The organism is Enterococcus raffinosus, from assembly GCF_018917525.1.
Classification (GTDB): Bacteria; Bacillota; Bacilli; order Lactobacillales; family Enterococcaceae; genus Enterococcus_A; species Enterococcus_A raffinosus_A.
Genome location: NZ_JAHLOS010000023.1, coordinates 15,703 through 40,365 on the forward strand (window position 1 = coordinate 15,703; position 24,663 = coordinate 40,365).

The following is a 24,663-nucleotide window of genomic DNA, read 5'->3' on the forward strand; positions in this document are numbered from 1 at the left end:
CGTTTCAACTCAAAAAGAGACTCACTTTTGGTAAAATTTAGTCGACCAAAACATCACCCTACCAAAGGAGTCTCTCAATGGATAATCATACTAGAAAATTACTCGGATTAACAGATAAACATTTATTTTTTGATGAAGAATGGCTGATTGAAAAAGAATATAAAGGCGTTCAAGCGCAGTTTATTAAAGGAAAATTGGATGACTCTCCTTCCTATTGTGAACACTGTAGATCGATTAGTATTATCCGCAACGGTTCCTATACGACACGCACTCAGATGTTGAAAGTCAAAGAAAAGTTGACTATTTTAGAATTAAAACGTACCCGTTTTCTCTGCCATGATTGTGGACGGACCTTCTCTGCGAAAACGGACTTAGTTGATGAACATCATCAACTAACAAAGGAACTGAAGCAGGCGATTCTCATGGAACTGTACGAAAATCAATCACGTAAACTAATCGCTAAAAAGTACTTCGTCTCGGATGGGACGGTGACACGTATCTTGCATGAAGCAACGAAGCATTACCAGCCACGTATGAACTTCCTTCCGACGGTGTTGTGTATGGATGAGTTCAAATCAATGAAGTCTGTTTCTGGTTCCATGAGTTTTATTTGTGTTGATGGGACAACCAATCAGCTATTTACGATCCTTGAAGATCGCAGACTTTACAAACTAACTCAATACTTCTTGCGCTTTCCTAGAAAGGCCCGTTTAAAGGTCAAGTACCTAGTGATGGACATGAATGCCAGCTATTGCCAGTTGCTTAAAACGGTCTTTCCGAATGCGGAGATCGTAACTGACCGCTTTCATATTGTCCAACATATCAATCGCAGCTTCAATCAATTGCGTGTCCAGATCATGAATCGTTTTCGGCCCTCACACTCTGAAAATCAGAAGAAGTACCGTAGGCTCAAGCGATATTGGAAACTCTTACTCAAAGACTCCACGACATTGGAGCCACTCAAAAGACATTATCACTGGCTGTTTAAACGACCAATTAGTCAAACAGAAATCGTCGATGAACTGTTAAGCTACAACGAAGAATTGCGAACAGCGTATCACTTTTGTCAATTATTACGCTATTATTTCGTTAAACGAGATACGGAAGGCTTTCAAGAAACCCTTAAAACAATTTCATCTACGTTACCTCAGTCGTTTAAAAAGAAATTCACGATCTTCCGCCGTTACCAATCGGGCATTTCAAATGCCTTTAAAGTGTCCCACTCAAACGGCGTCACAGAGGGTCTAAACAACAAGATCAAGCTGATCAAACGAATCGCGTTTGGTTATCGCAACTTCTATAACTTTCGGGCACGGATCTATTTACAACAAGGACTGATCTTTGAAAACTAAAAAATATGCGGCGCACAGAACGCGCCGCATATCGGACTAAGTTTTATTCAAATTTGTCTCCACCAACACGATTTGACGAAGAGCCTTAATTGGTTGGTAATTCAATTTTAGGGAAGTAATTGATGACTCGGAAAAAGATAAACAAACTGATAAAAGTAATTAATAAACTTGAGTCAAAGTTTGGTTGAAATAGTAAAACAATGGTTGCTAGGATAGTTGGAATAGTTGCGCAAAAAATAATCGTTTTAAAACACTCAAAAAAGGTCACACGGCGTAGTCTCAATTTTGCTACGATCATACCAGCGATACCAGCGAAGACCAAAGTCACAAATAAATTAATGAATGAGGGATAAATTCCTGCTAGCAGCATTACGAGCGGAGTCCAAACTGGCATCTTCAAATCTTCCAGTCCTGATCTTAATTTATCGCCAGTCATGCTTTTTAGTGGTTCTTGTTTGTAGGAAAATTTAAGGACATTATCGCCAAATAGTGCTGAGCTAACCCCGCCGTAATCTGGGAGGACGACTATAGCCTGATCCTTCAATAATCCAACGCTGAAGTAATTTCCCATCAAGTCTTTTTCGACATCCTGTTGCGTACGTTTGCCTTCTGGGTCGAAGGTTAGGATAATTGAGTTTGTTTGATAAATAAATCCTTTCTCAGGTTTATCTGTTTTAATCTCGCCATCTTCAATTCTAAAATCGGGAATTTTCTCTACGATTTTCAGGCTATCTGTTTTAATCTGATTCATCACCTGAAGGGCTTGATAGACACTAGGAATGGCCAAAAGTAAACTCAAGCCCAGTAGATAAACGATCGATTTCCAGAAGGGTGTATCCTTTGCTGATTTTAGATCCTCAAAATGAATAAGGGATCCTTTGATTAATTGACGAAAAGTCATATGATCGCTCCAATCTTTTATACAAGAGCCATTGTAGCGAAGTAGCATTGAAATAACAAGGAGAACTGTAAAAATGTAAAAAGAATGCAAGAAAGAATTGACTATCAATCTAGGCTTCGCTATCGTGTTTATGAAGGTGGGAAATAAGAAAGTGAGTAATCATGAAATTCTATCGTATGATTAAGGATTATTTAGAAGAGAAAAGACTTTGGGAAGTTTTTATTTATTTATTTTTTGGCGGACTCGCGACCGTTGTAAATATCGTTACTTATTCAATGGCGTATCAATTATTTCACTTTAGTTGGCCAGTATCCAATGCTATCTCATGGATTTGTTCCGTTCTTTTTGCTTATGTTACTAATAAAACTTGGGTTTTTCAATCAAGAACTGTGAGTTTTAAGGAACTAGCTTGGGAATTTGGTAAATTTGTTTTTGCTCGTATGGTATCATTTGGTATGGACATGGGTTGTATGTATCTATTTATTGATATACTGCACACAGGCAATTTGTTCGCCAAAATCATTACTCAAATCGTTGTTGTGATCGCCAATTATATTTTCAGCAAAGTCTTCATTTTCAAAAAAGTCGAGATCATTGAAGATGAGAAAACGAATTCTTCTCCACGCTAGGCAGATGTTTTGAAGAAGTTTGCAATGTTTGTTACAGTTAATACATAAAGATATTTAAGGAGGAACTTGAACTATGGCTTACACTTTACCAGATCTACCTTATGGCTACGATGCATTGGAGCCTTATATCGATGTTGAAACGATGCATTTGCATCATGACAAACACCATAACACTTATGTAACGAATTTGAATGCTGCGATTGAAAAATATCCAGAATTGGGAGAACAATCAATTGAAGAGCTAGTAACGAACCTAAATGAATTTCCTGAAGACATCCGGACTGCTGTACGTAACAATGGCGGCGGACATGCTAACCACAGTTTCTTTTGGAAAATTATGGCTCCAAATGCTGGTGGTGAACCAACTGGTGCAATCAAGGACGCAATTGATCAAGCGTTTGGCAGTTTTGAAAAAATGAAGGAAGAATTCAAGACTGCAGCAACTGGTCGTTTTGGTTCTGGCTGGGCATGGTTAGTATTGAATAATGGAAAATTAGAAATTACTTCTACTGCAAACCAAGACAGCCCATTGACTGATGGCAAAACACCTATCATTGGCTTGGATGTATGGGAACATGCGTATTATTTGAAATACAAAAATGTACGTCCAGACTACATCGCTGCTTTCTGGGATGTTGTAAATTGGGATCAAGCAAACGAAAACTTAGCGAACGCTAAATAATCAAGCATACTATCAAAGAGGAAGATTGGCATGATCAATCTTCCTCTTTTTGTCTTTTTCAGACTAGATTATGAGACCTTCCAAAAATCTTCATAATTTTATGGTATAAATCGTACTTAAAGGGAAGATCAGTTATTAATATTCTTTAAGATTCTGTTATTTGAAATTAATTGTTTTTGGCTGTTGTTGATTAGATAGCTGATATATGAGAAAATAAAACGAAAAAATCGTTGATAGAGGTGTATGATGAGTCGTTGGAAGAAAGTGATCGTAGGGTTATTAGTCCTACTAAATTTGTTTATAGGTGGGATTACCTACTATGCTGTCCAAGTGACAAATGATGCCAGCAAAATGGTTGATAGTATTCGACAGACGGTTAAACGGACAAGTCTGAAGCGAGAAGGCGACAAGCCCAATATAGACAATGCTGAACCTTTTTCGATTTTACTTGCGGGAGTCGATACAGGGGATCTTGGCCGCTCAGATCAAGGAAGATCAGATAGTATGATGGTCGTTACCATCAACCCAAAGCAAAAGAAGTCAACGATTGTCAGTTTAGATAGAGATATTTTAACTAAGATCGTTGGATATGAGACAAATGACAAATTGAATCACGCCTATGCTTTTGGTGGTGTGAAGATGTCGCTGGATACAATTGAGACATTACTAGATATCCCGTTAGATCATTATGTATCAATCAATATGCGTGGATTAAAGGACTTAATTGACGCGGTTGGTGGTATTGAGGTCAATAATAAGATTGATTTCACCTTGGATGGCATTCATGTGCCTAAAGGAAAACAAACGTTGGATGGTGAAAAGGGCTTGGCCTATGCTCGGATGCGTTATGAAGATCCGGAAGGTGATGTTGGACGGCAAAGACGTCAACGGGAAGTAGTAACTAAAATTTTACGAAAAGCGATGTCAATCGACGGTGTAAGTAACTACAGAAAAATATTAAAAGCAGTCGAAAAAAATATGAAAACCGATCTAACTTGGGATGACATGATGGATATCGGTACGAATTATTTAACTGCATTTGACACCATCAAACAAAAACAATTGGTTGGTAAGAGTCAGATGATTGATGAAATTTACTATCAAATATTAGGTACACGTGAATTATTAGATATTCAGAATACATTGAAGAAACAATTAGAATTGCCTACAGCGACTACTTTACCAAACCTGAAGGAACAAGATGCAGATAGCTTATTCTATGATGACTCCGATGGCAAAGCCAGCGAAGATACAAGCCAATTTGCGCCAGGTTATGATAATCCGAATAATTATGACAGCAGTGGCGTTTACGGTGATTCTTCAAGCACGACTAATGACTATCAACAATCCGATGATTATTCTACTCAAAATGATCAAGGATATACAGATCCAAATCAAGGGTACGGGGGCGCTACCGATCCTAACGTAGGACAGCAAAATGATGTTTACGGACAGCCTGCTGCCGGCTACTAAAATAAACGACTAAAACAAGTGAGCGATCTTATTGCTATCAATTACGATAGAAATAAGATCGCTCACTTGTATCTTTTCTTGTTGAAATTCCTATAGTCACTATTTTCTAGATAATTTTACAACGACTTCACAACGTGCTGTTTGCGGAAACATGTCAACAGATTGTAAATAGTCTACGCGATAAATCTTTGCAAGGCTGACAAGATCGCGAGCCAAAGTTGAGACATTACAGGAAATATAAACCATTTGGGGACTTGGTGATTCTTGAATTGCCTTAAGCAATTGATTATCCAGACCTGTTCGTGGCGGATCAACAACAATTGCATCAGGCGAAAAGCCTTCCTTTAACCATTTGGGCAATAAGCTTTCAGCGGTTCCGACTTCGTAATGGGTATTAGTTAGGTTCATTGCTTCTGCATTTTTCTTCGCATCGTCAATGGCTTGCGGGATTATATCCATACCCCGAACTTCTTTGGCTCTTTTAGCTAATGACAGTCCAATTGTGCCGACACCGCAATACGCATCTACTACTGTTTTAGGCGTTGTTAAATCCAGAGCATTGACGGCTTCTTGATAAAGGATCTTCGTTTGCTGCGGATTCAATTGGAAGAACGCTCGCGGCGAAAGCTCAAAGCTGACTTCATTGATTTTTTCGTTGATGACTTCTTTACCCCAAAGATGAACAGTCTCATCTCCCATAATGACCGAGGTTTTCTTCTCTTGGATATTTTGCATGATTGAAACAATTTCTGGTAAACGATTCGTGATTTCTCGAATCAACGCATTTTTTTGCGGCAGCTTCTGTGTTTTTGTAATCAAGACTAGCTGAACCTCACCAGTTTCAACTCCGATTCGAACCATCAATGTACGCAGAATCCCAGAGTTGGAACGTTCATCATAAATCGGAAGATCATATTTTGTTAATAAATTTACAACAGTATTAATGACTTTTTGAGTAGTTGGTTCTTGGACCAAACAATCTTTGATCGGAACCAATTGATGAGAATCTGCCTGATAAAGACCAGCTTCAACCTGATTTGTACGTTTGTTTTTCCGTAATTGAAATTGGGCTTTGTTGCGATAGTGCCAAGGTTCATCCATGCCAATCGTATTGCGCAATTCGAATTTTTGATAGCCTTCAGGTTTATATTTCTCCAAAGCCTGACGCAATAAATCCTTCTTAAAGTCTAACTGTTTGCTGTAGACTAGATGCTGAAGTTGACAACCGCCGCATTCCTCATAAACTGGACATGGAGGGGAGATTCGATCGGGACTTTTTTTCGTAATTTTTACTAAGCGAGCTTCTGCAAAACGAGGCGTTGCTTTTGTAATTCGTGCGATCACCGTTTCATTAGGTAAGGCACCGGTAACAAAAACGATTAAACGTTTATAGTATGCAATACCTTCACCGTTGATACCGAGCCGCTTTATTTTTAGTGTTAATGTTTGATTGGGTTTAAGTTGAACAGCCATAGTTAGCCTCTTTCTCAAAAGTGTATTTTCAGCTTTTAAAGCGCAATTCATTTTAGCATATTTTTATTGATTGGTTGATTATCTGTGATAGAATTAGTTTTTGCAAGGATTGAAAGGCTATTTTTTATAGATTATCCAGGAAATATAAGGGAGGGAATAGGATGCTGACGGTAGTGAAAATCAGTAAAGGGCGTGGGCCTTACTACAAAGTAGAATTTTCTAATGGTGAGAAGCTGCTATTGTCAGAAGATACGGTTGTGCGTCACCGTTTACTCAAAGGCCAAGAGCTTGATGAGAAGATGTTGGAGGAAATTAAGCAGGAAGGTAAAGAAGATCTGGGATTTCAACTTGCCTTAAATTATTTAAGCTATCAATTACGGACGGAAAAAGAGCTTCGAACCTACCTAAAAGAAAATGAAATTGAGAGTGCTGACCGTCAAAAGATTGTTCTTCGACTCAAAGAGATGGATTTATTAAATGATCTTGTCTATGGCGAAAGCTATGTGCGTACTCAGATGCGCTTAGGGGATAAGGGGCCACGAGTTTTACAGCAAAAACTTAAACAAAAAGGGCTCAACGACACTAATATTCAGCAGGCGTTGTATCTTTATGAAGCAGAGGAACAATTTCAAGTGGCCGCCCATACAGCCAAAAAAGCCTTGAAAAAGTTCCATCATAGCAGTCCGCGTGAAGTTCAACGAAAAATTCAGCAATTGCTGATGACGAAAGGCTTCAGCAGTGATATTAGTAAAAATGTACTAGCAGAGCTTGATCTTTCTGAAGTTGAAGAGCAAGAGACAGATGCATTGGCGTTGCAGGGTGAAAAACTTTGGCGTAAAAACCAGCGATTTGAACCAGCCAAGCGTCGGCAGAAGGTCAAACAGAGCCTGTATCAAAAAGGGTTCCAGCTAGATCAGATTGATGCTTTTATTCGTGGAAAAGAGGAAGCAGATGAGTAGAGGTTGGGAAAATTGGACGGTTTCAGATGTAGTAAATTTTCAAGAGGATTTCCTAGAGTGGTACCAGCAGGAAAAACGAAATCTTCCCTGGCGTTATAACCAAGACCCTTATCGTATTTGGATCTCGGAAATTATGTTGCAGCAAACACGTGTCGATACTGTAATTGATTATTTTTATCGATTTATGGAGCAATTTCCAACGATTCAAGCGTTAGCAGAGGCACCAGAGGACAAATTACTGAAAGTTTGGGAAGGGTTAGGTTATTATTCTCGGGCTCGTAATTTGCAGGCTGCGGCAAAGCAGATTATTGAAGAGTTCGGCGGAAAGTTTCCGAAAACGGTCGAAGAGATTCGCTCGCTTAAAGGAATTGGCCCATACACAGCTGGCGCTATTAGCAGTATTGCTTTCGAGATTCCAGAACCCGCAATCGATGGAAATGTGATGCGAGTCGTTAGTAGACTATTTTGCATCGAAGCAGATATTGCGAAAACAAGTAGTCGAACCGTTTTTGATGAAGCGATGCGTAAGATCATCAGTCAAAAGCAGCCAGGCGACTTTAATCAAGCGATGATGGATTTGGGCTCGAGTATTTGTACACCAACGAATCCGCAATGTGAAATTTGTCCGATTCAGCAGTTTTGTCAGGCTTACCGAGAGGGGCGTCAAACCGATTTTCCAGTAAAAACGAAAAAACAAAAACCAAAAGATGTTTATTATGTTGCTGGTATTATTGAAAATAAAGAACAAGAGATTTTTCTTCAACAACGCCCTGAAACAGGCTTGTTAGCAAATATGTGGCTCTTCCCTTTAGAAGAAATTTCAGTAGAACGATTCAGTGAATTGCAGGAGCAATATGATCCTAGCAGTTGGGATTTATTTTCTAGCTCACAGGTTGCAGAAGACAACCCTGATTTCTTTTCAGATCAAAATATTATTTGGCAAAAAAAGATTCTAGGAGAAGTCAAGCATGTCTTCAGTCATTTACGCTGGCACATTCTTGTTTTCTACGGTCGGAGTGCGACGCCTTTAACACTCAAAGGCCATTGGGTGAAACCAAATGAATTTTCAGGATATGTTTTTCCAAAACCACAGCAAAAAATGTTGGAAGTTTTTGAAAATAATTTAGCTGACGACAAAGATTAGTAGGCAATCTTAGATTTTATTGCTATAATAATTCTGATGTCGGTGTGATAACACCCAAACAAATGCGAAAAGAGTTTTCGCTGAGGGAAGGGTAGCTATGGGAGTTCCAAAAGAAGGAGAGTTTGTGACGATTAAAAGTTACAAGCACGACGGCAGTTTGCATCGAACGTGGCGTGATACCATGGTATTAAAAACAAGTGAGTGTTCACTGATCGGCTTAAATGACCATACATTGGTCACTGAATCTGATGGCAGGAGATGGGTCACTCGCGAACCAGCAATCGTTTATTTCCATCAAAAATACTGGTTCAACATAATAGCAATGATTCGAGAGAAGGGAGTTTCTTATTATTGTAATCTAGCATCACCTTATGTATTAGATGACGAGGCACTAAAGTATATTGATTATGATTTAGATGTCAAAGTTTTTCCGGATGGCGAGAAACGTCTGTTAGACGTGGATGAATATGAAGCCCATAGTCAGCAAATGCATTACTCTAAAGAAATTGATTATATTCTCAAGGAAAATGTCAAGATCTTAGTGGACTGGATCAACAATGAAAAGGGGCCTTTTTCCCAAGGCTATATTGATATTTGGTATGATCGTTACAAGCAATTGTCGCGAAAGTAGAAAGAAAAGACTGTGCCAAAATAAATTGGTACAGTCTTTTTTGCTGTTTATACTAACGCTAAAATTTTACTAATGGCTTTATAGTTCTTTCTTCATATGCACATGTTCAATTCCAGCATCTTCGAAAATATCTCCGTAAGTAACGTAACCTAATTTTTGATAAAATTTTTCTGCTGATAATTGCGCACCTAATTCGATTGTTTTGAACTGCTGCTGTTTCGCAAACATTTCGGCTTCAGCAATGATTTCAGTTCCAAGATTTTTACCACGATATTCTTTTAAAACAGCCATCCGCTGTAATTTGAAGGTTTGATCATCCAAAGGCAATAGTCTTACAGTCGCTGCAGGTTTCTTATCATCTGTATATAGAACGAAGTGAACGGAATACGCTTCGTTTCCGTCGATTTCTAGATTAGCAGGTACACCTTGCTCTTGGACAAAGACCTTTTGCCGAATGCGAACGGCATCGAGATAGATCTCGCTCATCGTATCTTTAGTAATTAAAATTTTCATAATGACACCTTCCTCAAGGGGATTTTTCTCCACATGATGTATACTATAAACTAAATCTAAAAAAAGGAGTAGACGGATGTTTGAGAAAATTAAAAATTCAAAATTAATGTTCTGGTCGGTAGAGATTTTGATCATCGCGACATTGATTTTAGTTTCATCAAAAATTGATTTTGTTTTTCAACCAATTGGCACGTTTTTTACCACATTGTTTGCACCGATCTTGATCGCTGGCTTTTTATATTATTTATTGAATCCGTTAGTGAACTTATTAATGAAATTAGGTGTCAAACGTCTAGTGGCAATTGCACTGATTTTTATTTTATTGATCGGAATGATCGTAATAATTTTCATGAGTGTCATCCCTAACTTGGTGGAGCAGTTGGTTTCTTTAGCTAAGAATATTCCAGGATTTGTCAGCAATATGCAAAATTGGCTGCAAGAATTAGCGGATAGAGCAACCCGATTCCCACTCTTTAAGGAATTAGATGTTGATAAATATATCAGCAACTTAGATGTTTCAGCGGGAAGTATTATTCAACAATCCTTAACTGGCGTGACAAATGGCTTAGGCTCTGTCATAGGGAAAATCACGACAGTAGTCTTATTATTGATCACGGTACCGTTCATTTTGTTTTATATGTTAAAGGATGGCGAAAAACTAGTACCGAATATTGAGCGACTTTTCCCAGAAAAGCAAAGAGAAAATATCAAAGGACTCTTACAGCAGTTAAATAAGACGTTGTCTGACTACATTAGCGGCCAAGCAATCGAGTGTTTGTTTGTAGGAACTTTTACCTTTTTAGGATATCTGTTGATCGGTGTTGATTATGCCTTTTTATTTGGAGTAATTGCTGGTTTAACGAATTTAATTCCTTATTTAGGACCTTATCTGGGTCTAGCGCCCGCGTTGATCTATACATTTTTTGATTCACCAACCAAGGCTTTGCTTTGTATATTAATCGTACTGGTCGTACAACAAGTTGATGGTAATGTCATCTATCCAAACGTGATTGGAAAATCCTTGAATATTCATCCATTGACGATTATTTTAATTTTATTAGTAGCTGGGAATCTTTCTGGTATATTAGGTGTCTTTTTAGGGGTACCTGTTTATGCCATTTTACGTACTTTAGTTGTTTTTGTGGTTAAGATCTTTAAGCAAAGTAAGCAAGAAGAGCGTGAACAGGAATTTTTAAGCTAGTCGATCGTTCATCATTCGGAAAAGATTGCATAAAAACAAGTGATGTGATACGATTTTATCGTGGCCTTTGTGCCACTTTTTTTACACTTAAAAATAAGGAGCGAATGCAATTATGAATGCTGACCCCGATAGTCAGTCGTTAATCTTACAACTAGGGTTATTAGTAATTTTAACGTTAATCAACGGATTTTTAGCTGCGGCTGAAATTTCGGTGGTGTCGGTCAATAAAAACCGAGTAGAACAAAAGGCGGATGAAGGGAACCCAAAATCAAAAAGATTATTAGAGGTTATTGAAAGTCCGAATAATTTCTTGTCAACGATCCAAGTTGGGATTACTTTAGTTAACATCTTGTCAGGGGCCTCCTTGGCGGATAGCTTGTCTGCTCGCTTGGCGCCTTTATTAGGTGGAAGTGCAATTGCACGGACAGCTTCTGCCGCGATCGTCATGATATTATTGACCTATGTATCGATTGTATTTGGAGAATTATATCCTAAACGAATTGCCATGACCAAGACCGAAGAAGTAGCGCAAGTAACTTCTGGCGTTGTTCGTAAAATCGGAATAGTCACAAAGCCTTTCGTTTGGTTATTAACGGCTTCAACAAACTTATTAGCGAAAATTACACCGATGAAGTTTGATGATGAAGACACGAAAATGACCCGCGACGAAATGCGTTATATGCTAGAAAATGAAGGCGTGCTGGACAACGACGAGATCGAGATGCTGCAAGGTGTTTTCTCTTTAGACACGAAGGTTGCTCGTGAAGTGATGGTTCCTCGAACAGATTCCTTCATGATCGATATCAATGATCCGGTGTTGGAAAGTATTGATGAGATATTGAGTGAAAGCTATTCACGAATTCCAGTGTATGATGATGATAAGGATAAAGTCGTAGGGATCTTACACACGAAAACTTTATTGAAGGCGGCTCGTCAATTCGGATTTGAAAATGTTAATTTGCAGAAGATTTTACAAGAACCGCTATTTGTACCGGAAACAATTTTCATTGATGATTTGTTATACGAGTTGAAGAAAACCCAAAATCAAATGTCGATACTACTAGATGAGTACGGCGGCATGGTTGGATTAGTAACCTTAGAAGATTTGTTAGAAGAAATCGTTGGAGAGATTGATGATGAATCCGACGAAGTTGAAAAACTTTATGAAAAAGTCGGGGACAACGAATACTTGATCAATGGGAAGATGCTGATTGATGAGTTCAATGAAGAGTTTGGTTTGAACTTGCATATGAGCGATGTCGATACGATGGCAGGTTATCTGATCACAGCTTTAGGAACAATTCCTGATCAAGGGGAAAAACTTTCTTTTGATGTCGATGATTTGACTTTGATCTCAGAAGAAATGGAAGGTTCTCGTGTTTTGACATTGCGTGCAATTTTTCACCCGGAAGAACATGAGAATGCTGAACCAGAAGAAGAACGCCGTTTGTTTACCAAAGATTTTGAAGATGATGAGCCTCGGCGCTAAAAACTTTACAATGAATCAGGGCGCAATCCAATGAAGGAGATTGCGCCCTGATTTTTTCTTCGGTTTTTTTAAGAGTAAGGAATAGCCGTCCCTTAAGAATGAGCATTTCAGCTTTCCATCAGAGTAAAATCCATGCTATACTGATTGGGTTGAAATTTGAAAGATAGATGAATGGAGCAATAGAATGAACAATCCTAATTTAAAACAACAAGTTGATAGTCGTCGTACCTTCGCGATCATTTCCCATCCGGATGCTGGTAAAACGACGATCACTGAACAATTATTATTATTCGGCGGGGCAATTCGTCAAGCCGGAACAGTTAAAGGAAAAAAGACTGGAAATTTTGCGAAATCTGACTGGATGGATATTGAAAAGCAACGTGGTATTTCTGTTACCAGTTCTGTTATGCAGTTTGATTTCGATGGAAAACGAGTAAATATTTTAGATACGCCTGGGCATGAGGATTTCTCTGAGGATACTTATCGGACATTAATGGCAGTCGACAGTGCTGTAATGGTGATTGACAGCGCTAAGGGGATCGAGGCACAAACAAAGAAACTTTTCCAAGTTGTAAAACGTCGAGGGATTCCGATCTTTACTTTCATCAATAAGTTGGACCGTGACGGTCGCGAACCATTAGATTTATTAGAAGAGCTAGAAGAATTATTAGATATTGAGTCTTATCCCATGAATTGGCCGATAGGTATGGGAAAGGGCTTAGAAGGAATTTACGATATCTATAACGAAAGAATTGAATTTTATCGCCCTGAACAATATGAAGGGGAACGATTTGTGAAATTGACGGATGGTGAAATCGCTGGAAATCATCCCTTGAAAGAGAAATCAATTTATGAAGATGTAATCAGTGAAGTAGAGTTAGTTCGAGAAGCTGGAGATCAATTCAATCTTGAAAAAATCCAACGAGGAGATCAAACCCCTGTCTTCTTCGGTTCGGCATTAACAAATTTCGGAGTTGAAACATTTTTGGAAACATTCGTTGATCTTGCGCCCAAGCCACACGCACATAAAACAGAAGAGGGAGAAGCCGTCTCTCCTTACGAAGAAGAATTCTCTGGCTTTGTCTTCAAGATTCAAGCGAATATGAATCCGAATCATCGTGATCGGATTGCTTTTGTGCGAGTCTGCTCAGGTACCTTTGAACGTGGTATGGATGTGACACTTGGTCGAACAGGTAAAAAAATGAAATTGAGTAATGTTACTCAATTCATGGCAGATGCTCGTGAAAATGTTGAGGAAGCTGTTGCCGGTGATATCATCGGTGTCTATGATACGGGAAATTATCAAATCGGTGATACTTTATATGAAGGGAAATTGAAAGTAGCATATGAAGAGTTGCCGTCCTTTACACCAGAACTGTTCATGAAAGTCACTGCTAAAAACGTGATGAAACAAAAATCCTTCCATAAAGGTATTTATCAATTGGTTCAAGAAGGTGCGATCCAATTGTACAAGACCTATTTGACCGATGAGTATATTATCGGTGCGGTGGGTCAATTACAGTTTGAAGTCTTCCAACACCGTATGCTAAATGAATACAATGCGGAAGTAGTTATGACACCAATGGGTAACAAAATCGCTCGCTGGATAGATCCAGAACAATTAGACGAACGAATGAGTTCAAGTCGTAATATTTTGGCGAAAGATCGTTTCGATCAACCACTATTCTTATTCGAAAATCAATTTGCGATGCGCTGGTTTGCGGATAAGTATCCTGAGGTAGAGTTGAAGAGCTTGATGTAAAAAGGTTAATAATTGTTGATCATTATTAAAAGGATTAAAAAAATAGTTGAAGCTAAGTTATTTTAGCTTCAACTATTTTTTGTTGATTGACATTTCAATTAAACCAGGCGACTCCAGATAAGAGATGTTCGCGAAATCATAGGTTCCCTTGTCTAGTTTTCTTTTAAAATATTTATGTACGAAATCAACTTCTGATGGCAGGATGTTACGATTATCGTTTTTTAATACAATTTCAGCATGCTTATAAGCATCCGTATAGATTACAGTAGTATTGCCAATTGTATAGACTTTAATCATGTTTGCATCAGTGTTTTCCAGCTGATTATAAACCAATTGCGAATGACTATTGGTCACGTTAATAAGTTTCATCCTGAAACACCTTCTTCCTAAACCTTACTCCATAATGTAATTATATAAGAAAGATTAAGAAAAAAGAAGGATGTTGCTCATTTTAATTAGAATATTTGAAAAATTTGGTAAAAAGAAAAGGATTCTCGTGAGGGAGAATCCTTTTCTTTTAATCTTTATCTTCTTTGGCTAAGCGTTCAGGCTTTGATGTGATTACGATATGATCTTCTTTATCAAGTTTTGCTTTTAAGTCAGTAATCGTCGGATGATCTAAATAGAATTCGGCGATTCCATCCTCAATATTTTCTTGAATCGTTCGACGTAATGGACGAGCCCCCATTGCAGGATCATAGCCAAGGTCAACTAGTTTTTCTTTGACATTATCTGGAACATCAATGTGAAGTTTTTGCGAAGCCAACATTTCGTTGACGTCATCCAGCATAAGCGAAACGATTTTCATTAAGTTTTCTTTTGACAGCGAGCTGAACTCAATAATACCGTCAAAACGGTTTAAGAATTCAGGAGCAAAGAAGTCTTTTAATTGACCCAAAACAGAGCGGGTAGTTCCTTCTCTAGCAGCTCCGAAACCGACGTTGGCTTCGATCTTGCCAGTTCCAGCGTTACTAGTCATGATAATAATCGTGTCCTTGAAGCTGACTGTTCGACCTTGAGAATCAGTCAAACGTCCATCATCAAGAATTTGCAAGAACATATGAAGTACATCTGGATGAGCCTTTTCTATTTCATCTAGTAAAATCAAACTGTAAGGATGACGACGAACTTGCTCAGTCAATTGTCCAGCTTCTTCGTATCCAACATAACCTGGAGGAGAACCGATCAATTTAGAGACACTGTGTTTTTCCATATATTCACTCATGTCAAAGCGAATCATGGAATCACTAGAGCCAAATAATTCTTCAGCTAATTGACGAGCTAGCTCAGTTTTACCAACACCAGTAGGTCCAACGAATAGGAAAGAACCGATAGGACGATTTTTCTTATTTAAACCGACACGATTACGCCGAATAGCTTTGGCTACTTTATCGACTGCTTCATCTTGTCCAATGACGTGTTGTTTCAAGTCGACGGCAAGATTTTTCAATTGTGTTTGTTCTTTTTCTTTTAGTTCGCCCACCGGAATGCCAGTCCGTTTTTCAACGATCTGCTCCATGTCTTTTTCAGAAATAACCGGAGTTTCTTCATCCGTCAATTGACGATCTTTCATTTTCTGTAACTTATTGATTTGATCACGGTAGTAAGCGGCTTTTTCAAAATCTTCTTCTTGAGAAGCTTGTGATTTTTGTTGTTCAGCTTCCGCTAATTTTTTGTCGATTGTTTTTGGATCGACGATTTGAATCGTTAAGTTTTTCTTCGAACCTGTTTCATCTAATAAGTCGATGGCTTTATCAGGTAAGAAGCGATCTTGGATGTAGCGATTTGATAATTCAGCAGCAGCTTTGATTGCGTCCTCTGTATATTTCACGTGATGATAATCTTCATAACGTGGTTGTAGTCCCTTCAAGATTTCGATGGTTTCTTGAACAGAAGGCTCTTCGACACGAACTGGCTGCATCCGGCGTTCTAACGCCGCGTCTTTTTCGATGATCCGGTATTCGTTTAATGTGGTGGCTCCAACCATTTGCAGTTCACCACGAGCTAAAGCAGGTTTTAGGATATTACCAGCGTCCATGTTGCCATCTCCGGCAGCACCAGCACCGACAATTTCATGTACTTCATCGATGAAGAGGATAATGTTTTCAGCTTGACGAATTTCTTCGATCAATTTTTGCATCCGTTCTTCAAATTGGCCACGGATTCCAGTACCTTGGACAAGGGAAGCAACATCTAAACGGATGACATCCTTATCCATTAATTTTTGCGGAACATCTCCATCAACGATTTTTTGAGCTAACCCTTCGACGACTGCTGTTTTACCAACTCCGGGTTCCCCGATAAGCACCGGATTGTTTTTGGTCCGGCGATTTAAAATCTCGATGACCCGCTGAATTTCATCGTCTCGTCCCACGACTGGATCAATGTTTCCTTCACGAGCCAATCCTGTGATATTGATTCCATATTCACCTAATAGGCCACCACCATTATTACGGGGTGGTTGATTGTTAATACCATTTCCGCCACCAAATTGGGTTGGTGGTGTTTGATCTGCAGCTCCTTGACGTTGTTGCATTTGTTGGGACATCGAGCGGAACAAATCATCTAAACTTCCAAAACCAAAAGGATCATTTCCTGCCATTTGCGGCGCACCTCCAGCTTGATTCTTCAATTTTTGATAGCAATTTTGACAATAATCTAATTGCTTTCGTTGACCATTGACATTTGCGTATAAATGAATCGTTGCTTCATTTTCATGACAATTTTGGCAAAGCATTTTTTTCACCCTTTCAACAGTTAATTGTTTCTTCTATTGTACATCGAGTAAGCGAATCTCGTAAAAAGATACGCTGGCCAGTTGTTTGACTTTCACTGACCTTAAGAATAATTATAGCGAGAATTTCAATAAATGCAAACAGTTTGTTTTATTTTTTAGCAGATGAGGATACAGAGTGCTAAAAAGAAGGTTGGGTTACTTTCTTTTTATACACAGTTGTTATGTAAAAAAGATGAAAACAAGAATAATAAGGGTTTCAACAGTTAATCAAGATATTTTAAGAAAGGGCATACAATTTGCTGGAATAAATCGATTAAAATTGTTGTATCCACCGCAAAAAAATGGTAATCTAAGAAAATGAAGGGCTCAAAATGATGGATGTTATCATTAAAGCCCTAACATAAAAAAACATTTTTTTTTATAAAGGAGAACGGTCAATATGGAAAAAAAAGATTTTCACGTAGTAGCAGAAACAGGGATTCATGCACGTCCCGCAACTTTATTGGTGCAAGCTGCAAGCAAATTTAACTCTGATATTAACTTAGAGTATAAAGGAAAATCAGTTAACCTTAAATCAATCATGGGAGTTATGTCTCTAGGTGTTGGCCAAGGCTCTGACGTGACTATCTCTGCTGAAGGTGCTGACGAAAAAGAAGCAATGGAAGCAATTGTAGAAACAATGAAGAAAGAAGGATTATCTGAATAATGGTTGAATTACTAAAAGGTATTGCCGCAAGTGACGGGGTTGCCGTTGCGAAAGCTTATCTGCTAGTACAACCGGATTTATCTTTCAAACAAAATAATGTAGAAGACACTGCTGCCGAAGAAAAGCGTTTAGACGACGCTTTGGCGGCTTCTTCTGCTGAATTAGGAAAAATTCGGGATAAAGCAGCAAAAAGCTTAGGTGAAGAAGAAGCACAAGTTTTTGATGCTCATTTAATGGTTCTTTCAGATCCAGAAATGATTGGTCAAATCAAACAACATATTCAAGATAATAAAGTGAATGCTGAAAGCTCACTTAAAGAAGTTACTGATATGTATATTGGCATGTTCGAGGCAATGGATGATAACGCTTATATGCAAGAACGTGCAGCAGATATTCGCGACGTAACAAAACGTGTTATGGCGCATTTATTAGGAGTATCTTTACCAGATCCATCAATGATTGACGAAGAAGTTATCGTTGTAGCGCATGACTTGACGCCAAGTGATACTGCGCAACTAGATAAAAATTTCGTTAAAGCCTTTGTTACTGATATCGGCGGACGTACGTCTCACTCAGCAATCATGGCTCGTTCATTAGAAATCCCAGCGATTGTTGGTACGAAAGAAATCACTTCTAAAGTAAAAGAAGGCGATGTACTGGCAGTTAACGGAATCATCGGTGAAACGATCGTTAACCCAACTGACGAACAAGCGGCTGAATACAAAAAGGCCGGCGAAGCTTACGCAACGCAAAAAGCAGAATGGGAAAAATTAAAAGATGCTGAAACAGTTACAGCTGATGGCAAGCATTTTGAATTAGCAGCAAACATCGGTACACCAAAAGATCTTGAAGGTGTTCATAATAATGGCGCTGAAGCGATCGGCTTGTACCGTACTGAATTCTTATACATGGACTCTTCAGATTTCCCAACAGAAGACGATCAATTTGAAGCTTATAAAGCCGTTTTAGAAGGCATAGGCGACAAACCAGTCGTTGTTCGTACAATGGATATCGGTGGAGACAAAGAATTACCTTACTTGACTTTACCTCACGAAATGAATCCATTCTTGGGTTACCGTGCTTTGCGTATTAGTTTATCTGAACTTGGCGATGACATGTTCCGTACACAATTACGTGCATTGTTACGTGCTTCTGTTCACGGTAACTTGCGCATCATGTTCCCAATGGTGGCGACATTAAAAGAATTCCGTGCAGCGAAGAAAATGTTCAACGAAGAAAAAGAAAAATTGGTTAAAGAAGGCGTGAAGGTTTCTGACACGATTCAAGTCGGAATCATGATCGAAATTCCAGCTGCAGCTGTATTAGCTGACAAGTTTGCCAAAGAAGTTGATTTCTTCAGTATCGGAACAAATGACTTAATTCAATACACAATGGCAGCTGACCGTATGAACGAACGCGTTTCTTACCTGTACCAACCATATAACCCATCAATTTTACGCTTGATTAAAAACGTGATTGATGCAGCGCACGCTGAAGGTAAATGGGCTGGTATGTGCGGCGAAATGGCCGGCGATCAAACTGCTGTACCATTGTTGATGGGTATGGGATTAGATGAGTTCTCTATGAGTGCGACATCTGTTCTTAGAACTCGTAGCTTAATGAAACGTCTAACAACGACTAAGATGGCTGAACTAGCTGAAAAAGCGTTGAAAGAATGCGACACAATGGAAGAAGTTCAAGAATTAGTAGAAGAATACGTAAAATAAGATGTATTGTTCAAACCGTTGTCTTTTTAAAGGCAACGGTTTTTTTATATCTTAATGAGTGAAACTAACGCTTTTATTTTAAAATCAGACTATAGGTTGAGAAAAAGCTTAAGGGCTTATGATATAATTGATTTGTTTTAGAAGAATGCTAGATTCTGTAATTTTTTAGGCTAGCAAGATCAGCTAACAAGGTACAACTGAACATAAAAATTAATCTCTTGAAGATTTATTTTATTAGAATATAAAAGGAGGCGCTTATGAAAATACTATTATATTTTGAAGGTCAGAGTGTTATTGGTAAATCTGGCATTGGAAGGGCGCTGAGTCATCAAAAAAGAGCGCTAAGTTCTATGGGTATTGATTATACGTTAGATCCGAAAGCGACTGATTATGATATATTACATATTAATACTTATGGTCCCAAGAGTTTGCAGCTAGTTATGAAAGCAAAACGGCTTGGAAAAAAAGTGATTTTTCATGCGCATTCAACTGAAGAGGATTTTCGAAATTCATTTGTCGGGTCCAATCAGCTTGCTCCATTGTTCAAGAAATGGCTTGTTACTTTGTATCAGCAGGCTGATCATTTGATTACACCGACACCTTATTCTAAAAAATTGTTGCGCGGGTACAGTTTGACGCAACCAATCGCAGCTATTTCCAATGGAATTGATTTAAAAAAATATTATCCAGATAAACATAAAGAAGCCGCTTTTCGTAACTACTTTAACTTAACGGAGACACAAAAAGTTGTGATTTGTGTGGGTCTGTTCTTTGAACGTAAAGGGATTTTAGATTTTGTTGAGATCGCCAAAAAAATGCCTGAATACACGTTTATTTGGTTCGGTGATGTACCAATGATTTCGATACCAATGAATATTCGTCATGTTGTAAAAAAGGATCATCCTGATAACGTCATTTTTCCTGGCTATATCGCTGGGGATTTGATTGAGGGCGCCTATTCGGAAGCGGACTTATTCTTCTTTCCTTCTTATGAAGAAACAGAAGGGATCGTTGTGTTGGAGGCTTTAGCCAGTCAGCAACAAGTATTATTAAGAGATATCCCTGTCTACGATGACTGGATGAAGGATCGGGAAAATTGCTACATGGGTAGCGACAATCGTGAATTTGAACAATTGATTCGTCAATTAGTTAACCATCGTTTGCCAAATCTTTCCATGAATGGTTTTAGGACGGCACAAGAAAAGAGTATTACACAAATTGGTGAAGAATTAAAATCTGTATATCACGCGGTTTTAGAACTACCGTATGATCATCAGGTCTATGCAAGGCTTACAAAATAGTTTGGAGGAGCGGACGTGCGGATCGGTTTTTTTACAGACACTTATTTTCCCCAAGTCAGTGGGGTAGCAACATCAATTAGAACACTAAAAAATGAACTAGAAAAGCAGGGCCATGAAGTTTATATTTTTACAACGACTGATCCTGATGCGGATGAATTCGAAAAGGATATCGTACGGATGCCAAGTGTTCCCTTCATTTCCTTTACTGATCGACGAATCGTCGTACGTGGTCTTTGGTTTGCTTATCAAATCGCTAAGGAATTAGAATTGGAAATTATTCATACGCATACGGAGTTTGGTACTGGTTTTTTAGGGAAAATGGTCGCTAATCGCTTGCGTATCCCGGTCATTCATACTTACCATACTATGTATGAAGACTATCTTCACTATATTGCGAATGGTAAGGTGGTAAGGCCAACACATGTAAAACACTTCATTAAAATGTTTGTTAATCATTCAACGGGTGTCGTTTGTCCAAGTGGACGTGTGGTTGATACATTAAAACGTTACGAAGTTGATGTTCCTATGCGAATTATACCGACTGGAATTGACGTCGCTAGATTTGTTCGATCAGATATCACGAAAGAGGATACAGATCGTCTTCGAGAGAAATTAGGGATTCAAGAAGATGAGCTGATGATTCTCTCACTGAGTAGGATTTCTTACGAAAAAAATATTCATATCATTGTTCAACAGTTTCCAGAGATTTTAATGAGTTTACCTAACGCGCGACTGGTTATTGTCGGGAAAGGACCTTATCGTGAGGATTTGGAGGAACTGACCCGCGATTTAGGAATTACTGACTATGTTCAGTTTACTGGGGAGGTTCCTCATGAAGAAGTTGCCTATTATTATCGTGCCGCAGACTACTTTGTCAGTGCATCAACTTCGGAGACACAAGGATTGACCTATGCTGAAGCGATTGCCTCAGGCACACAGTGTATCGTGGAAGGCAATGACTATTTAAATCAATTATTGAATGATGAGTCTTTGGGGATTACTTTTGAGCAGGATGAAGATTTTAGTGAAAGCTTTATCAGGTATGTTCAGCAACAGATTTCTGTCGATCCCGCAGTTCAACGAAATAAGCTAATTGAAATTTCAGCGGAGCGATTCGGTAACGAGATACTCAAGTTCTATCAAGAAATGATTGCTTATTACGCTGAAAATCACACAGAAGAAAAATTGCCTACTCGGACAGTGCAAAAAATGCGAGTTAGAATTAATTCTCTTAGAAACAACGAAGATAAATAAAGCTCAAATCCATCTCTTCATGTATACTAGAGATGGATTATTTTTATTATGGAGGTTAATAACATGAAAATAGGTTTTATCGGTACTGGTGTAATGGGAAAATCGATTGTTGAGCATTTTCTAGCAGCTGGCCATGAAGTTGCGGTATTTAATCGTACGAAGAGCAAGACTGATGAATTAGTTGCGAAGGGAGCGGTGTGGCAAGATACGCCAGCAGAAGTTACTGTTGTCAGCGAAATAATTTTTTCAATGGTAGGCTACCCTAGTGATGTGGAAGAAATCTATTATGGTTCAAAAGGGATTTTCTCAGTAGATGTTACAAAAAAAATCTTTATTGATTTAACCACCTCTACTCCTACATTGGCTGAAAAGATTTATCAAACGGCTAAAGAAAAAGGCGCGTCTTCATTAGATGCACCAGTTTCTGGGGGTGACTTGGGGGCTCAGAATGGGACTTTAACAATCATGGTAGGCGGTGATCAGACTGCGTATGATCAAGTGATTCTGCTTTTTGATATCATGGGGAAAAGCTATTCTCTTCAAGGCTCAGCCGGAGCGGGACAGCATACGAAGATGGCGAATCAAATCATGATCGCTGGAACAATGACAGGTATGACGGAGATGTTGGTATATGCTAAAGCGGCTAACTTATCTATCGAAAAAGTTTTGGAAACACTAAGTGGTGGAGCAGCTCAAAACTGGTCAATGACAAATTATGCGCCTCGCATTTTAAAGGAAGATTATTCGCCAGGATTTTTCGTCAAACATTTTATTAAAGATTTAAAAATTGCTTTAGATGAAGCAGAAAAAATGCAATTAAATCTGCCTGCTACGAAATTAGCTACTGAATTATATGAACGTTTAGCTGATCAAGGATTCGAGAACGATGGGACGCAAGCGCTAATTAAATTATGGTGGACAAAATCTTAAGTTAGATTTAGCAAAAAAAACATAAATTTATTGATGAAAATCAATGCAAGATACGGTTGGATTTGATACAATAAGACAGAATTGAGAAGAAGGGGGGCACCTAGATGAAACATTCACAATTAGTTGCCATTATTAAACGCTTAGAAGCAATGACTGAATCGACTGATAATGAAGTACAAGTACGTCGTTTTGAAAAAGAGGGCGTAGAAAAATGTACTGTAACTTATGATAATACGACAGAAACATTTGAGCTGACTGAAAGCGACAGCAAACAATCTTATCAATTTGATAACATCGATATTGTTGCGATGGAAATTTATGATTTGATTCAATAAAACGGGGAAACCCGTTTTTTTTGTACACATTTTTCTTGTTTATCCAATAGAAAAAGAGTGCGTTTTTCAAACTAATAGTTGAATTGTTCGCTTTTTCAGTAGAGAGCCTTTCCTTTAGAATAAAGGGTTTTCAGATAATTTTTGATTATAATTTTATGAGGAATTCCTATTTTTAACGCCAACTCAGGACAAATCTTTTGAACTTATTAAGCTTTAGTCAGAAGATATTATGAGGGGGTAATAATATGTTAGACAAAGAAGTATATAATCAACTATTTAAACCATCTTTTTCCAAAAAAACACAAGTTACTTTTTGGGACGGATCTGTTAAGGAGTATGGGGATTCTGAGGGTGAGATCATCTTCAAGATTATTTTTAATGAGAAGATTCCTGTCAAAGAATTAATGAACAACGCTTCTTTAGCGCTGGGTGAAGCGTATATGGAAAAGAAAATAGAGATTGAGGGCAATTTGCAGGCTTTGATTTACGATGTTTATAATCAAGCAAATGGTTTTTTCCATAATACCAATTTTAAAAAATGGATGCCAAAAGAAAAGCATACGAAAAAACAATCGGCTCATGATATTCACAGCCATTATGATTTAGGTAATGATTTTTATGAGATGTGGCTTGATCGAACGTTGACTTATTCTTGTGCTTATTTCGAGAAGCCAACGGATACCTTGGAACAGGCGCAGATTAATAAGGTTCATCACATCTTGAATAAATTATTTATTCAGCCGGGAGATACATTGTTAGATATTGGCTGCGGTTGGGGAACCTTGATACTAACAGCGGCAAAAGAATATAAAGTTAAGGCTAAAGGGATTACACTAAGTGAAGAGCAATATCAACATATTCAAACGATTATTGCTGAAGAACAGTTAGAAGATACTGTTTCAGTAGAACTTATGGATTACCGTGATTTAGCTGGAACTTTCGATCATATTACAAGTGTCGGTATGTTTGAACACGTCGGTGCAGAAAACCTGAAAGAATATTTCAAAGTGGTGGAAAAACACTTGGCACCAAATGGTACGGCTTTAATCCATGGAATCAGTCGGCAACAAGGCGGTGCGAAAAATGCGTGGATTAATCAGTACATTTTCCCAGGTGGCTATATTCCAGGTGTGACAGAGTTAGTTGAACACATTACCGAAAATGATTTGCAATTGATTGATCTTGAAAGCTTGCGTCGCGATTACCAATTGACCTTAGAACACTGGACGAAAAATTTTCATCAAGCTGCTGATAAAGTTATTGAACAAAAGGATGAAGTTTTCTATCGAATGTGGGACTTATATCTACAAGCCTGTGCAGCATCATTTCAGGCTAGCAATATCGATGTCATTCAATATCTGTTGGTTCATCCAAACAATAATACGATTCCGATGCATCGGAATGTTTAAGAAGCGGATATCTGCTTCTTTTTCTTTTGTCATCAATTAATTGCTTTGACGACCA

At 38.3% G+C, this 24,663-nt stretch carries 22 protein-coding genes; 17 read left to right on the forward strand and 5 right to left on the reverse strand.

Annotated elements, in window-relative coordinates:
* Nucleotides 1–77: 77 nt before the first annotated feature.
* Nucleotides 78–1,352 carry an ISL3-like element IS1476 family transposase gene (locus KQI58_RS14190; protein ID WP_216409714.1) on the forward strand — a complete coding sequence of 425 codons (1,275 nt, stop codon included), beginning with the start codon at nt 78–80 and terminating at the stop codon, nt 1,350–1,352.
* A gap of 85 nt (nt 1,353–1,437) precedes the next feature.
* Here the strand turns inward: KQI58_RS14190 and KQI58_RS14195 are convergent, their stop codons facing one another.
* Nucleotides 1,438–2,253 (reverse strand): DUF1189 domain-containing protein, encoded by an 816-nt coding sequence (locus KQI58_RS14195; RefSeq protein ID WP_216409715.1) that lies wholly within the window; start codon nt 2,251–2,253, stop codon nt 1,438–1,440.
* A 161-nt stretch (nt 2,254–2,414) separates the two neighbouring features.
* On the opposite strand from KQI58_RS14195, the gene KQI58_RS14200 reads away from it, so the two are divergent.
* The 3 genes from KQI58_RS14200 (at nt 2,415) to KQI58_RS14210 (ending at nt 5,037) form a co-directional block, all read left to right on the forward strand.
* Nucleotides 2,415–2,882, forward strand: coding sequence for a GtrA family protein (locus KQI58_RS14200; protein WP_216409716.1), 468 nt, complete (start codon nt 2,415–2,417; stop codon nt 2,880–2,882).
* A 73-nt stretch (nt 2,883–2,955) separates the two neighbouring features.
* Nucleotides 2,956–3,564 carry a superoxide dismutase gene (locus KQI58_RS14205; RefSeq protein ID WP_216409717.1) on the forward strand — a complete coding sequence of 203 codons (609 nt, stop codon included), beginning with the start codon at nt 2,956–2,958 and terminating at the stop codon, nt 3,562–3,564.
* Between the two features lie 246 nt (nt 3,565–3,810).
* Complete coding sequence (locus KQI58_RS14210) at nt 3,811–5,037, forward strand: LCP family glycopolymer transferase (RefSeq protein WP_216409718.1); 1,227 nt, start codon at nt 3,811–3,813, stop codon at nt 5,035–5,037.
* A 99-nt stretch (nt 5,038–5,136) separates the two neighbouring features.
* Here the strand turns inward: KQI58_RS14210 and rlmD are convergent, their stop codons facing one another.
* Entirely contained in the window at nt 5,137–6,510 is a 1,374-nt protein-coding gene (gene rlmD / locus KQI58_RS14215) for a 23S rRNA (uracil(1939)-C(5))-methyltransferase RlmD (RefSeq protein ID WP_216409719.1), read from the reverse strand.
* Nucleotides 6,511–6,671: 161 nt separating this feature from the next.
* On the opposite strand from rlmD, the gene recX reads away from it, so the two are divergent.
* The 3 genes from recX (at nt 6,672) to ntdP (ending at nt 9,244) form a co-directional block, all read left to right on the forward strand.
* Nucleotides 6,672–7,469 carry a recombination regulator RecX gene (gene recX, locus KQI58_RS14220; protein WP_216409720.1) on the forward strand — a complete coding sequence of 266 codons (798 nt, stop codon included), beginning with the start codon at nt 6,672–6,674 and terminating at the stop codon, nt 7,467–7,469.
* Nucleotides 7,462–8,613, forward strand: a complete 1,152-nt coding sequence (gene mutY, locus KQI58_RS14225; protein ID WP_216409721.1) for an A/G-specific adenine glycosylase — start codon at nt 7,462–7,464, stop codon at nt 8,611–8,613. Before recX ends, mutY begins: the two co-directional genes overlap by 8 nt.
* A 97-nt stretch (nt 8,614–8,710) precedes the next feature.
* A complete protein-coding gene (gene ntdP, locus KQI58_RS14230; RefSeq protein WP_010740416.1) occupies nt 8,711–9,244 on the forward strand; it encodes a nucleoside tri-diphosphate phosphatase in 534 nt (177 codons plus the stop codon).
* Nucleotides 9,245–9,322: 78 nt separating this feature from the next.
* On the opposite strand, the gene KQI58_RS14235 is transcribed toward ntdP, so the two are convergent.
* A complete protein-coding gene (locus KQI58_RS14235; protein WP_216409722.1) occupies nt 9,323–9,757 on the reverse strand; it encodes a GNAT family N-acetyltransferase in 435 nt (144 codons plus the stop codon).
* A gap of 76 nt (nt 9,758–9,833) precedes the next feature.
* Between KQI58_RS14235 and KQI58_RS14240 the strand changes: the two genes are divergently transcribed.
* From KQI58_RS14240 to KQI58_RS14250, 3 genes are all read left to right on the forward strand, one after another.
* A complete protein-coding gene (locus tag KQI58_RS14240; RefSeq protein ID WP_216409723.1) occupies nt 9,834–10,958 on the forward strand; it encodes an AI-2E family transporter in 1,125 nt (374 codons plus the stop codon).
* Between the two features lie 112 nt (nt 10,959–11,070).
* Complete coding sequence (locus KQI58_RS14245) at nt 11,071–12,447, forward strand: hemolysin family protein (protein WP_216409724.1); 1,377 nt, start codon at nt 11,071–11,073, stop codon at nt 12,445–12,447.
* 184 nt (nt 12,448–12,631) lie between these two features.
* A complete protein-coding gene (locus KQI58_RS14250) occupies nt 12,632–14,209 on the forward strand; it encodes a peptide chain release factor 3 (RefSeq protein WP_216409725.1) in 1,578 nt (525 codons plus the stop codon).
* 72 nt (nt 14,210–14,281) lie between these two features.
* Here KQI58_RS14250 and KQI58_RS14255 read toward each other — a convergent pair whose 3' ends face one another.
* Both KQI58_RS14255 and KQI58_RS14260 read right to left on the reverse strand, forming a co-directional pair.
* Nucleotides 14,282–14,578, reverse strand: coding sequence for a DUF1827 family protein (locus KQI58_RS14255; RefSeq protein WP_016180631.1), 297 nt, complete (start codon nt 14,576–14,578; stop codon nt 14,282–14,284).
* A 148-nt stretch (nt 14,579–14,726) separates the two neighbouring features.
* A complete protein-coding gene (locus KQI58_RS14260; RefSeq protein ID WP_216409726.1) occupies nt 14,727–16,946 on the reverse strand; it encodes an ATP-dependent Clp protease ATP-binding subunit in 2,220 nt (739 codons plus the stop codon).
* Nucleotides 16,947–17,385: 439 nt separating this feature from the next.
* On the opposite strand from KQI58_RS14260, the gene KQI58_RS14265 reads away from it, so the two are divergent.
* From KQI58_RS14265 to KQI58_RS14295, 7 genes are all read left to right on the forward strand, one after another.
* Nucleotides 17,386–17,652 carry a phosphocarrier protein HPr gene (locus KQI58_RS14265; protein ID WP_010740408.1) on the forward strand — a complete coding sequence of 89 codons (267 nt, stop codon included), beginning with the start codon at nt 17,386–17,388 and terminating at the stop codon, nt 17,650–17,652.
* Nucleotides 17,652–19,379 (forward strand): phosphoenolpyruvate--protein phosphotransferase, encoded by a 1,728-nt coding sequence (gene ptsP, locus KQI58_RS14270; RefSeq protein WP_216409727.1) that lies wholly within the window; start codon nt 17,652–17,654, stop codon nt 19,377–19,379. The genes KQI58_RS14265 and ptsP overlap by 1 nt, the downstream gene beginning before the upstream one ends.
* A 257-nt stretch (nt 19,380–19,636) precedes the next feature.
* On the forward strand, nt 19,637–20,680 hold the full coding sequence (locus KQI58_RS14275) for a glycosyltransferase (protein ID WP_216409728.1): 1,044 nt from the start codon (nt 19,637–19,639) through the stop codon (nt 20,678–20,680).
* A 15-nt stretch (nt 20,681–20,695) separates the two neighbouring features.
* The gene (locus KQI58_RS14280) at nt 20,696–21,934 is read left to right on the forward strand and encodes a glycosyltransferase family 4 protein (RefSeq protein WP_216409729.1); all 1,239 of its coding nucleotides are present in this window, start codon (nt 20,696–20,698) and stop codon (nt 21,932–21,934) included.
* 63 nt (nt 21,935–21,997) lie between these two features.
* The gene (locus KQI58_RS14285; RefSeq protein WP_216409730.1) at nt 21,998–22,864 is read left to right on the forward strand and encodes an NAD(P)-dependent oxidoreductase; all 867 of its coding nucleotides are present in this window, start codon (nt 21,998–22,000) and stop codon (nt 22,862–22,864) included.
* Between the two features lie 104 nt (nt 22,865–22,968).
* Nucleotides 22,969–23,199, forward strand: coding sequence for a YkuJ family protein (locus tag KQI58_RS14290; RefSeq protein ID WP_016180637.1), 231 nt, complete (start codon nt 22,969–22,971; stop codon nt 23,197–23,199).
* A gap of 245 nt (nt 23,200–23,444) precedes the next feature.
* A complete protein-coding gene (locus tag KQI58_RS14295; RefSeq protein WP_216409731.1) occupies nt 23,445–24,608 on the forward strand; it encodes an SAM-dependent methyltransferase in 1,164 nt (387 codons plus the stop codon).
* Nucleotides 24,609–24,663: the final 55 nt, after the last annotated feature.

Coding starts and splice junctions, on each gene's coding strand:
- KQI58_RS14295 (WP_216409731.1), top strand. CDS start 23,445: ATGTTAGACAAAGAAGTATATAATCAACTATTTAAACCATCTTTTTCC.
- KQI58_RS14255 (WP_016180631.1), bottom strand. CDS start 14,578: ATGAAACTTATTAACGTGACCAATAGTCATTCGCAATTGGTTTATAAT.
- KQI58_RS14245 (WP_216409724.1), top strand. CDS start 11,071: ATGAATGCTGACCCCGATAGTCAGTCGTTAATCTTACAACTAGGGTTA.
- KQI58_RS14260 (WP_216409726.1), bottom strand. CDS start 16,946: ATGCTTTGCCAAAATTGTCATGAAAATGAAGCAACGATTCATTTATAC.
- KQI58_RS14235 (WP_216409722.1), bottom strand. CDS start 9,757: ATGAAAATTTTAATTACTAAAGATACGATGAGCGAGATCTATCTCGAT.
- KQI58_RS14210 (WP_216409718.1), top strand. CDS start 3,811: ATGAGTCGTTGGAAGAAAGTGATCGTAGGGTTATTAGTCCTACTAAAT.
- KQI58_RS14195 (WP_216409715.1), bottom strand. CDS start 2,253: ATGACTTTTCGTCAATTAATCAAAGGATCCCTTATTCATTTTGAGGAT.
- ntdP (WP_010740416.1), top strand. CDS start 8,711: ATGGGAGTTCCAAAAGAAGGAGAGTTTGTGACGATTAAAAGTTACAAG.
- KQI58_RS14285 (WP_216409730.1), top strand. CDS start 21,998: ATGAAAATAGGTTTTATCGGTACTGGTGTAATGGGAAAATCGATTGTT.
- KQI58_RS14275 (WP_216409728.1), top strand. CDS start 19,637: ATGAAAATACTATTATATTTTGAAGGTCAGAGTGTTATTGGTAAATCT.
- KQI58_RS14265 (WP_010740408.1), top strand. CDS start 17,386: ATGGAAAAAAAAGATTTTCACGTAGTAGCAGAAACAGGGATTCATGCA.
- KQI58_RS14250 (WP_216409725.1), top strand. CDS start 12,632: ATGAACAATCCTAATTTAAAACAACAAGTTGATAGTCGTCGTACCTTC.
- KQI58_RS14290 (WP_016180637.1), top strand. CDS start 22,969: ATGAAACATTCACAATTAGTTGCCATTATTAAACGCTTAGAAGCAATG.
- KQI58_RS14200 (WP_216409716.1), top strand. CDS start 2,415: ATGAAATTCTATCGTATGATTAAGGATTATTTAGAAGAGAAAAGACTT.
- mutY (WP_216409721.1), top strand. CDS start 7,462: ATGAGTAGAGGTTGGGAAAATTGGACGGTTTCAGATGTAGTAAATTTT.
- ptsP (WP_216409727.1), top strand. CDS start 17,652: ATGGTTGAATTACTAAAAGGTATTGCCGCAAGTGACGGGGTTGCCGTT.
- rlmD (WP_216409719.1), bottom strand. CDS start 6,510: ATGGCTGTTCAACTTAAACCCAATCAAACATTAACACTAAAAATAAAG.
- KQI58_RS14205 (WP_216409717.1), top strand. CDS start 2,956: ATGGCTTACACTTTACCAGATCTACCTTATGGCTACGATGCATTGGAG.
- KQI58_RS14190 (WP_216409714.1), top strand. CDS start 78: ATGGATAATCATACTAGAAAATTACTCGGATTAACAGATAAACATTTA.
- KQI58_RS14240 (WP_216409723.1), top strand. CDS start 9,834: ATGTTTGAGAAAATTAAAAATTCAAAATTAATGTTCTGGTCGGTAGAG.
- recX (WP_216409720.1), top strand. CDS start 6,672: ATGCTGACGGTAGTGAAAATCAGTAAAGGGCGTGGGCCTTACTACAAA.